The organism is Frankia sp. AvcI1 (assembly GCF_001420875.1).
Taxonomy (GTDB): Bacteria; Actinomycetota; Actinomycetes; order Frankiales; family Frankiaceae; genus Frankia; species Frankia alni.
Genome location: NZ_LJFZ01000050.1, coordinates 23,778 through 33,650 on the forward strand (window position 1 = coordinate 23,778; position 9,873 = coordinate 33,650).

At 73.1% G+C, this 9,873-nt stretch carries 7 protein-coding genes and 5 pseudogenes; 4 read left to right on the plus strand and 8 right to left on the minus strand.

Going from position 1 to position 9,873, the window contains the following annotated elements; translation table 11 throughout:
- Positions 1-69: 69 nt before the first annotated feature.
- Positions 70-768 carry an HAD family hydrolase gene (locus UK94_RS30545; RefSeq protein ID WP_268761737.1) on the minus strand — a complete coding sequence of 233 codons (699 nt, stop codon included), beginning with the start codon at positions 766-768 and terminating at the stop codon, positions 70-72.
- A gap of 238 nt (positions 769-1,006) precedes the next feature.
- On the opposite strand from UK94_RS30545, the gene UK94_RS30550 reads away from it, so the two are divergent.
- On the plus strand, positions 1,007-1,522 hold the full coding sequence (locus UK94_RS30550) for a DUF6328 family protein (protein ID WP_011602894.1): 516 nt from the start codon (positions 1,007-1,009) through the stop codon (positions 1,520-1,522).
- A gap of 43 nt (positions 1,523-1,565) precedes the next feature.
- On the opposite strand, the gene UK94_RS30555 is transcribed toward UK94_RS30550, so the two are convergent.
- A complete protein-coding gene (locus UK94_RS30555) occupies positions 1,566-1,769 on the minus strand; it encodes a DUF2945 domain-containing protein (RefSeq protein WP_041938974.1) in 204 nt (67 codons plus the stop codon).
- A gap of 115 nt (positions 1,770-1,884) precedes the next feature.
- Positions 1,885-2,373: a MarR family winged helix-turn-helix transcriptional regulator gene (locus tag UK94_RS30560; RefSeq protein WP_050997038.1), complete on the minus strand. Its 489-nt coding sequence runs from the start codon at positions 2,371-2,373 to the stop codon at positions 1,885-1,887.
- Positions 2,374-2,445: 72 nt separating this feature from the next.
- On the opposite strand from UK94_RS30560, the pseudogene UK94_RS30565 reads away from it, so the two are divergent.
- The 3 genes and pseudogenes from UK94_RS30565 to UK94_RS71245 all read left to right on the plus strand — a co-directional run.
- Positions 2,446-3,193: pseudogene (locus UK94_RS30565) on the plus strand (pirin family protein); the annotation flags it as partial.
- Between the two features lie 1,124 nt (positions 3,194-4,317).
- A partial coding sequence (locus tag UK94_RS71240) for a glycosyltransferase (RefSeq protein WP_268761738.1) occupies positions 4,318-4,948 on the plus strand: 631 nt, incomplete at its 3' end.
- A gap of 8 nt (positions 4,949-4,956) precedes the next feature.
- Positions 4,957-5,250 (plus strand): annotated as a pseudogene (locus UK94_RS71245) (glycosyltransferase); the annotation flags it as partial.
- Between the two features lie 154 nt (positions 5,251-5,404).
- Here UK94_RS71245 and UK94_RS71250 read toward each other — a convergent pair.
- The 5 genes and pseudogenes from UK94_RS71250 to groEL form a co-directional block, all read right to left on the minus strand.
- Positions 5,405-5,997: pseudogene (locus tag UK94_RS71250) on the minus strand (glycosylase); the annotation flags it as partial.
- A 1,867-nt stretch (positions 5,998-7,864) separates the two neighbouring features.
- Entirely contained in the window at positions 7,865-8,332 is a 468-nt protein-coding gene (locus tag UK94_RS71255; protein ID WP_235490763.1) for a glycosyltransferase, read from the minus strand.
- A gap of 2 nt (positions 8,333-8,334) precedes the next feature.
- Positions 8,335-9,079: pseudogene (locus tag UK94_RS71260) on the minus strand (glycosyltransferase); the annotation flags it as partial.
- Positions 9,080-9,175: 96 nt separating this feature from the next.
- Positions 9,176-9,659 (minus strand): TCP-1/cpn60 chaperonin family protein (locus UK94_RS30595; RefSeq protein WP_313949620.1); only part of this gene is annotated, 484 nt, incomplete at its 5' end.
- A gap of 1 nt (position 9,660) precedes the next feature.
- Positions 9,661-9,873 (minus strand): annotated as a pseudogene (groEL, locus tag UK94_RS71265) (chaperonin GroEL); the annotation flags it as partial.

Sequence of the window (9,873 nt, forward strand, 5' to 3'; positions counted from 1 at the left end):
TACCGTCCGGGACGGCTCGATCAGGCNGACGGCGTAACTCCCGTGAACCGGCGGGTGACCGGGTGACCGTCACGATGAGCGGAACGTTCCTCGCCGACCGCCGGCGCTGACAGCACCGCCGCGCAGGAGTCGGCCGATCGGGGAGTCGTCGAGGTGGGCCAGCAGGTCGTCCGGTCCGGTGTAGAGGGCGACGGCGCCGGCCTCGCGCAGCTCGTCGCGGCCGATGCCGCCGGACAGGACCGTCACGCAGGGTATTCCGGCGCGGGCCGCCGCCAGGACGTCCCAGCGGGTGTCGCCGACCATCACGGCGTCGGCCGGGTCGACGCCGGAACGTTCCAGCGCGATCTGGACGATGTCCGGCGCCGGCTTCGACGTCTCGGCGTCGGCGGAGGAGGTCACCGCGCTCAGGCAGTCGTCGACGTCGAGGGCCTCGCGCAGCGCCCGCAGCTCGTCGGCCGGCGCCGAGGTGGCCAGCACGACCTGGCCGCCGCGGCGGGCCACCTCCCGCACCAGCTCCCGGGCGCCGGGCAGCGGCTGGACGAGGCCGAGGAAGCCGGCGTAGTGCTCGGTGTGGGCGGCGGTCAGGATGTCGTCGCGGCGGCGGTCCCGGTCCGGCGCCAGCGCGTCCAGGAGCCTGTCGGAGCCCATCCCGACATGGCGGTGGACGGCGACCATGGTGACCGGGTGTCGCTCCTGGCGGAACGCCCGGAACCAGGCCAGCACGTGGGCGTAGTTGGTGTCGACCAGGGTGCCGTCGAGGTCGAACAGGACGGCGNGAGCGGATTCGGTCACCGTCCGCTCCTACCCCGGACCGATCGCCTTACCCGGGTAAACGGTTCTGGGCCGCCGTTGTCGTTCGCCCTCCCCCGCGGCGCGGGACAGACTCTGCTCTGTCCGGTCGAGGTTCTGCCCGGTCGAGGTCTGCGCCGGTGCCGCGAGGTGCCCGTGACGCGGCCGGGTCCCTGTCGGGGCCGGAGGTCCCGGGTCCGGCGGTTACCGTGCGGCGGTGACGGAAGACCGGGCCGGCGAGGACGACGGCGGCGCCGCGCAGGCCAGGAACGAGACCGCGGCCGAACGGGCCGACCGTAACTGGAGCGAGCTGCTCCAGGAGTTGCGTGTCGCCCAGACAGGGGTCCAGCTGCTGACCGCCTTTCTGCTCTCGCTGCCGTTCCAGCAGCGCTTCGCAGCACTGGAACACGAGCAGCGTTGGCTGTACCTGGCCGTCGTCGCGCTGTCGGTGGGTGCCACCGGCGTGCTGGTGATGCCGGTCAGCATCCACCGGGCCGTCTTCCGTCACCGGGAGAAGGAGGCACTGGTCCGCGTAGCCAGCCGGGTCGCCCAGGCAGGACTCGCGCTGCTCGCGCTGGCCGTCGCCGGCGCCATAGCGTTGATCTTCGATGTCGTCGAAGGGCGCGTGGCCGGAGTCACCGCCGGTACTGCGACCTTCACTCTGCTGGTGATCCTCTGGGCGATCGTCCCGGCGGCCGTCCGGCTGCGCGGCCGCCGGGATGTGGGTCGCTAGCCAGGCAGCGGGGGCCAGGGGCGGGGGCCAGGGGCTCCGCGGGTCAGATCTTCGTCAGCGCGTCGGGCTTGTGCACGGCTTCGCCGCCGTTGTCACTACGGACGAGATACTGCGGTTCGTCCCCGCTGGCCCGGACGGTCCGGCCGCCCGCCTCGGTGTCGCCGGTGATCCGGCGGACGACCTCACCTGTCGCGGTGCCGCCATGGCTCGACCAGCGCACCCGCTCGCCCTTGGTGAACTCCGTCATGATTCCCCCCTCGCCTCGGGACCTTCACCCGGGCACTACCCCGAACCCCTGCCGGCACGCGACGGCACGAGCACGACCACGACCACGACCACGAACTGCGAGGATTTCCGATCCGTTACTGGGCGAGACCCGTCAGGATCGACCCGAAGATGGTGTCGAGGGCGTCCAGCTGGGCGTCGGTGAGGGCGTCGAAGACGCTGGCGCGGACGAAGGCGACGTGCGCCGGGGCGGCGCGCTCGATCGCGGCCCGCCCCTGCTCGGTCAGCGCCACCAGGGCGCCGCGGCCGTCGTCGGCGCACTCCTCCCGCGCGACCAGGCCGCGGCGCGCCATCCGGGAGACGTGGTGGGACAGCCGGCTCTGCTCCCAGGACAGTTCGCGGGCGAGCCTGGTCACCCGCAGACGCCCCGCCGGGACGTCGGTGAGGCGGACGAGGACCTCGTAGTCGGCCAGCGAGAGCCCGGCGTCGGCGGCGAGCTGACGGTTCATCCGCGCGGTGAGCTGGCTGGACAGGAGCAGGTACCGACGCCAGACCCGCTGCTCGCGCTCGTCGAGCCACCGCACGGGCTTCGCCGGGAATGTGCCGCCCCCAGATCCGCTTGACATGTCCGCCAGCTTAGATGACACGTCATGAAGATGGGAAGGGTCCATCATGGCCAGCGTGACACCGCAGCGAGNCCTCGACATCCGTCGCGCCGCCGAGCGCCCGACGACGACGATCGACTGGCTCGACTCGAAGCACTCCTTCTCCTTCGGCCACCACTACGACCCGGCCAACACCCACCACGGCCTGCTGCTGGTCAGCAACGACGACACGGTGCGCGCGGGCGCCGGCTTCGAGACCCACCCGCACCGGGACATGGAGATCGTCACCTGGGTGCTGCGTGGCTCGCTGGTCCACCAGGACTCGACCGGGAACTCCGGGGTGATCTACCCGGGGCTCGCGCAGCGGATGAGCGCCGGGCGGGGCATCCTGCACTCGGAGAAGAACGACGCCTGGCGCCTCGCCGGCGGCGGCGAGCCGCACGACGAGCCGGTGCACTTCGTCCAGATGTGGGTCGTGCCCGACGAGCAGGGCATCACCCCGGGGTACGAGCAGCTCGAGATCGACGGCGAGTTGCTCGGCGGCGGCCTCGTCCCGGTCGCCTCCGGGATGGCCCGCCACGACGGCGCCAGCGCGATCCGGATCCGCAACCGGTATGCGGCGCTGCACGTCGCCCGGCTCGGCGCCGGGCAGAGCGTCCAGCTCCCCGACGCCCCGTACCTGCACCTGTTCGTCGCCCGCGGCGAGGTCACGCTGGAGGGGGCCGGCCCGCTGCACTCCGGTGACGCGGTCCGGTTCACCGGCACCGGCGGCCAGCGGGTCACCGGCGTCGAGCCCGCCGAGGTCCTGGTCTGGGAGATGCACGCCGCCCTGTCCCGCTGAGTCCGGCCCCGCCCAACCACCCACGCCGCCGACGCCCGCACGCCGCCGACGCCCGCGGGGAACGGCCGGGTTCAGCGGGCGGAGAACCAGGGATTGGCCGGGTAGTCGGCCGCGGCTTCCCGCAGGATGCACGCCCGGCCGGCCGGGAACGCGCCATCGGTGACCAACCGGTTCACCTCAGACCAGAAGGCCTGGCTGCTCTGCTGGGGCCTGGGCTGGTGCCGGTCCGGAAGCCCGGCGCGCGTCAACAGCCGGCGCGCGGCGGCCGGATCGCTGTAGACGTCGGCGAGGGCGGTCGCCTCGTCGACGGTCAGGCCCGTCGCCTCGGGGGCGGGCCCGGGGAACGCAGGCCCGGGGAACGGGGGCTTCGGCCGCCGCCCGGCCGCGGCCGCGGCCGGCTCGTCCGCCGCCGCGAACCGCCCGTCCGCCGCCGCGGTCCGCTTGCCGGTGCCGCGCACAAGCCGGTCGACCGCTCGGGACACCCGCCCTCGACCATCCATCCGCCCGACGACCGTCGCCAGGGCATCAAGGCCGCCCTCGTTGGCGGCACACTCCGCGACGAAGGCAAGCAGCCACTGCCGACGAAACGGCACACTCGGCACCTGCAGCGGGTAACCGAGCCGCTTTCCCGTCATCCGGGCGAGCATGCTCAGGCTCGCGGGCTCGGCGAACAGCGGCTCGGCGTCCAGGATGTCCACGACAGNCTCGACGATCCCGTCGCCCCCGTCGATCCCGTCGCGGCCCGGCCCCGCCACCGCCCCGGCGTCCCCGTCCTGCACATCGATCAGTCTGCCACCGGGCGTCCACCGCCCCCGCCCGGACCGCCCCGGCCGCCGCCGACATGGCGACCCACACCGCACGGCATATTACTCTATGTGATAATGGAACCCTGGACGATCAATGCCTGCGATGCGCGGGCACCGTGGTCGGCTGCGGCGTCCGCACCGGTCCTGTGGGCGTGGGGCCAGGCCCATACTGCTCGCGGACGGTCCGCGGGCACTTCCGGAGTCGAGGCGGCTGAGCATGATGATCGACATGGTGACGTGGGTCGCGGGATGAAGGTCGCGATGCTGGCGCCGGTGGCGTGGCNCACCCCGCCGCGGCACTACGGCCCGTGGGAACAGATCGCCAGCCACCTCGCGGAGGGCCTGGTGGCGCGCGGCGTCGATGTCACCCTGTTCGCGACGTTGGACTCGCGCACGGCCGGGAAGCTGGATGGCGTGTGCCCGCACGGGTACGCCGAGGACCCGGCGCTCGACGGGCGGGTGTGGGAGGCGTTGCACGTGGCCCATGCGCTGGCCCGCTCCGGCGAGTTCGACCTCGTGCACAGTCATCTCGACTGGCTGCCGTTGGCGTTCGCGGCACATGTCCGGGCCCCGATGGTCACGACGGTCCACGGATTCTCGGACCCGCGCATCCTCCCCGCCTACCGCCGGGCGGCCTCCGCCTACGTTTCCATCTCCGACGCCGATCGCAGCCCGGAACTGGACTATGTCGCGACGGTGTACCACGGGATCGATCTGGAGGCCCTGCCGTTCTCGGCAGCCGGCGGGGAGGATCTGGTGACACTCGGCCGGATCCATCCCGACAAGGGCACCGCCGCGGCCATCGAGATCGCGCGGATGGCCGGCCGGCGGCTGGCGATCTGCGGGATTGTCCAGGACGAACGCTATTTCGCCGAGCAGGTGCTGCCCCACGTCGACGGAGACGCCGTGAGCTACCTCGGGCCGGTGGGGCCGTCGCGGCGGGCAGAGGNGCTGGGNTCCGCCGCTGCGCTGCTCCATCCGATCGCGTTCGACGAACCGTTCGGCCTCGCGGTCGTGGAGTCGATGGCCTGCGGTACGCCGGTCGTCACCTACCCACGCGGGGCCATGCCGGAGATCGTCGACGAGGCGGTGACCGGATTCCTCGTCGACGGCCCGGCGACGGCGGCGGCCGCGGTGGATCGGGCTGCCGGCCTCGACCGGGCCGCCTGCCGGGCGATGGCGAGCCGACGGTTCTCGACGGCTCGGATGGTCACCGACTACCTCGCCGTCTATGAACGCATCCTCGGCTGACAGGTTCCCCGGTTCGGAGTCGGGCTCGAAGGGCCGGGCTCGAAGGGCGGGCCGGGGGTCGGGCTCNCAGTGTCAGGTCCGGGGAGTCATCCGTGCGAGCAGGGCATCGACGGGCACNCTCGCCATCCCGACCCGGGAGTCACCGATCCCGTGNGGTAGCCACAGCCGGCCGTCGTGGACCAGGCCGCCGCAGGAGTAGACGACGTTGGGGACGTAGCCCTCGGCCTCGGTCGCGATCGGGGTGAGCAGCGGCTCGGGTAATGCCGCGATCACGGTGGCCGGGTCCGCCAGATCGAGCAGGATCGCTCCCACCGAGTAGGTGCGCATCGGCCCGACCCCGTGGGTGAGGACGAGCCAGCCCGCCGCCGTCTCGATGGGTGAACCGCAGTTGCCGACCTGGATGAGTTCGAAGGTCGCCCTCGGCTCGTGGACCGGACGGAACGGCTCCCAGACCAACCCGTCCGAGGAGGCCGTCAGACCGGTGGTCTGCCCATCGGATCGGCAGAGCGCGAGATGGCGGCCGCCGACGAGCCGGGGGAACAACGCCATCCCCTTGTTCCGCGCGGCCGGGCCGATGAGCGGGGACGTCGTGAACGTCCGCAGATCGGGGCTGGTGAGCAGCCTCGGTCGGATCTCGGTGCCGTCATAGGCGGTGTAGGTCGCCCGGTAGTCGACGGTCCCGTCCGGTGCGGTGAAACGGACGAACCGCGCGTCCTCCATTCCCTTGCTCTCGCTGGCGACGGTGGGNCACAGCACCCGCTCCGCGAGACCGCTGTCCGCCGGGAACTCGATTTTCCGCAGCGTGCCGGCGACGGAGCGGATCCCGGCCAGGATGCCGGCGGCCTGGGGACGACGCAGGAGATCCGCGGGCATGCCGGCGAAGGCCTGTTCGAGATCACCGTCCGCCGGGCTCCGGTCGAGGGAGTCGAGGACCGAACGCGTCACCTCGTCGTCGAGGCCGTGGTCGGTGAGCAGGGCGCGCAGCCGAGCGTGCTCCCAGGTGACCGGCACGGCCAGGCCGGTGGTGAGCGGGCCGGTTCTCGGCTCCAGTCGCATCGCCGGGCCCGGGCCGATCACGGCGACCGCGAAGCCGATCGAGGACAGATGCCCCTCGCCGACGGCGCGCAGGCTGAGCGCCAGCCGCAGCGCGCCGGCCGGCAGCCCCGACTGGTCGGGGTGCCGGACCGCCGAGGGATTGGTGACGGCCGCGCCCTCCACCGCGTACTCGGCGGTGAAGCACGCGCCGAGCAGCAGCGTGCGCGCCGGCGACAGCTCTGCCGGGGTACGGACCCGAGGAGCCACGATCGCGGCGTGCCGCGTCAGGAGGTCTCGGTAGTCCCGGTGCCGGGGTCCGAACCGGTCGAGCAGCGCGGCGACGAGTCCGGCGACCTCGCCGTCGCTCAGCGCGAGCACTCTGGCCACGATGCCCGCGGCCCGGGAATGCCCCTCGCTGCCCTCCTCACCGGGCAGGAAGAGCTTCGCGATGACCCTGCCGGGGTCCGCGGTCAGCGTCAGTGGATGCCGGGTAACCAGCTCGGACTCGAAGGTCACCGTGTCGGCTTCGCCGGCGTCCGACCCGACCGCGTCCGACCCGACGGTCACGGCGTCCACGGCGCGAGCAGGCGACGCGCGTGCTGCGCAGTCGAGAGCAGGGCGAGGGTGGACTCCGCGCCCTGGTTGGCGTTGCACCCCTCGGGTTCGAGGCCGTCGTGGCAACCGCCGGTCGCGACGTCGATCAGCGGGGTGCCNTTGTCGTTCTCGCCGAAGAACCATCCGTGCGCCCGCCCGAGACCGGTGAGCCACCGATTCCGGCCGGTCGCCGCATGGGCCCGCGCGCAGGCGTCCGCGATGGCCGCGGCCTCGATGGGCTGCTGGTCGAAGCCGGGCCGGCGATCACCGCGGGGGCTCCGGCCGGCGACGGGGGTCGGGGACAGCGTCCCGCCCCGGGTCTCCACGTGGAGCAGCCAGGCCAGCAGCCGCAGTCCGTTCGCGAGCGCCGCGGGGTCGGGCAGGCAGATGCCGGCGAGGATCAGCGCCTCCGGCACCGCCGCGTTGGCGTAGCGCAGTGTGGGCTCGGGCCACGGCCACGCGGGATCGTCCCCGATCGGGCCGATCGCGGCGACGGCGTCCGTGAGCAGGGCACGGGCCGCGGTGTCGTCCGGGTGGGCGAGCAGCATCTCGCCGGCGCCGAGGGCGGCGAACGTCATGGCCCGCGGCCAGGGGGAACGTCGGGCGGCGCTGGCATGAAACGCCTCGCGGGCCAGCGCCCGCAGCCGCGCGGTGGGTGCCAGGGCCGCCGCGGTACCCAGCCCCCACAGGGCGCGGCCCCAGCAGTCGCCGACCTCGGGGTTGTCCAGCCAGCGACCGTCGGTGCCCCGCCGGTTGACGATCGTCCCGTCCGGCGCCTGCGCCGCCAGCACGAAGGTGAGATAACGCTCGAGCAGCCGGACGAGCTCCAGCGGTGGCGACGGCTCGCGGGAGAGGACGACGAGTCCGCGAGCGACGTCATCCACGCAGTACCCGTACTCCCGGCGTGGAACTGAGCCGAGGGCGTGCTCGAACAGACCGATGTCGTCGCTGAGCCGGAGTAGGTGGTTGAACGAGACCGTGGTCGTCACCGGGCCGCCGTGGCGGGTGCCGTTGCCGTCACGGGCGCTGTCGCCGTGGCCGGGGCTCGCTGGGACGCAGGCACGACTCGGGGCCTGCTCCCGGTGCGGGCGGCCAGCCCGGCAGCCAGCCGGTGGTAGCGCTGTGCCACCGCGGGCCACAGCAGCTCGGGTGCGTGGGCGGCGGTGGCGCTCGCCAGCCCGCGCACGACGCCGTCGTCGGTGATGATGCTGCGCACCGCCGCCGCGATCGCCGCCACGTCACCGTGGGGCACGAGCAGGCCGGTGCCGTCGCCGAGCAGCTCGACCGCGTGCGGGAAGCGGGTGGCGACGACGGGCCGCAGCGCCGCGACCGCCTCGATGAGGATGCCGGAGGTGACCTGGTCGACGGAGTCGTAGGGGAGCAGGACGACGTCGGCGCCGCTCACGAGCTCGGCGAGTGATCCCGAGTCGAGGTAGCGGTGGTCGAAGGCGATCNCATCGGTCACGCCGAGCCGACCGGCCAGCGCCGCAAGTCCCTCGCGGTAGGCCTCGCCCTCCCGGGCGAGCACCTTGGGATGGGTCAGGCCAGCAACGAGATAGCGCGGAGCCGGGTCGAGGTCGGCCAGCTCCGCCATCGCCGCGATGCCCCATTCGATGCCCTTACCCGGGCCGAGCAGGCCCCAGGTGAGGACAGTCGGCCGGACGGAGCGCGCGGGCGCGGCGCGGCGGTTCTCGGCTGCGCCGTGGGGGATGACCGAGACCCGCTGCGGGTGGGCCCGGTACCCGTCGACCAGCCGGACCCGCGCGGTCTCGGCCATCACGACAACTGCGTCCGCGGACGCGACCAGCGCCTCCAGGACCTCGCGCTGGTGCGGGGTCGGGTGCACGAGCACGGTGTGCAGGACGACCACCACCGGCACCTCAAGGTTGTCGAGCACCTCGATCACCTCGTCGCCGTCCGGGCCGCCGTAGACCCCGTACTCGTGTTGCACGACCACGACGTCGAAACCGTTCAGGAGCCGCGCCGCGCGGCGCGGGCCGCCCTGGGTCCCGGCCACCAGGTCCCCGACGACGGCGGCCGGCGCTGGGCCGGGCCCCGCGGGCGCGTCGAGCAGCCGGACCACCCCGCTGGAGGCGCCGGGCACCGGGCTGGCCAGCTCGTCCAGAAGGGCCGCCGTGAAGGTGGCGAGGCCGCACTGCGTCGGGGGGTAGGTGCTGAGAAAGCCGTAGCGGAGGGGCACGAAGGCCCACCTTCCGGTCAGATGCCGACACCGAGTCGGCCGGCGGGCACGCGAGCGCTGTGCTCGGCGGGGATGCGCGGTGCGGCTGCCGGCGCGTCAGAAACCCATACCCGCCATGGCACCCGCGCCGTCCCCGCCCTCGGCGGCACCGGCCGACGGACGGTCCGCCACGACGACCTCGACGGTGAGGAACAGGCCGGCGATCGACGCGGCGTTCTGCAGCGCCGAGCGGGTGACTTTCACCGGGTCGATGATGCCGGTGGCGATGAGGTCGACGTACTCGCCGGTGGCCGCGTTCAGGCCATGCCCGACCGGCAGGTCCCGAACCTTCTCTACGACGACACCACCCTCGAAGCCGGCGTTGCTCGCGATCTGGCGGAGCGGGGCGGCCAGCGCCAGTGCCACGATCCTCGCGCCGGTGGCCTCGTCGCCGGAGAGGTCGAGCTTCTCGAAGGCGGTGATCGAGGCCTGGAGCAGCGCGACGCCACCGCCGGCGACGATGCCTTCCTCGACGGCGGCCTTGGCGTTGGACACCGCGTCCTCGATGCGGTGCTTCTTCTCCTTCAGCTCGACCTCGGTGNCCGCGCCGACCTTGATGACCGCGACACCACCGGCGAGCTTCGCCAGCCGCTCCTGGAGCTTCTCCCGGTCGTAGTCGGAGTCGGACTTGTCGATCTCGTTGCGGATCTGGCTGACCCGGCCGGCGATCTGGTCGGGGTCACCGGAGCCCTCGACGACCGTCGTCTCGTCCTTCGTCACCACGATCTTCCGGGCGCGGCCGAGGAGGTCCAGGG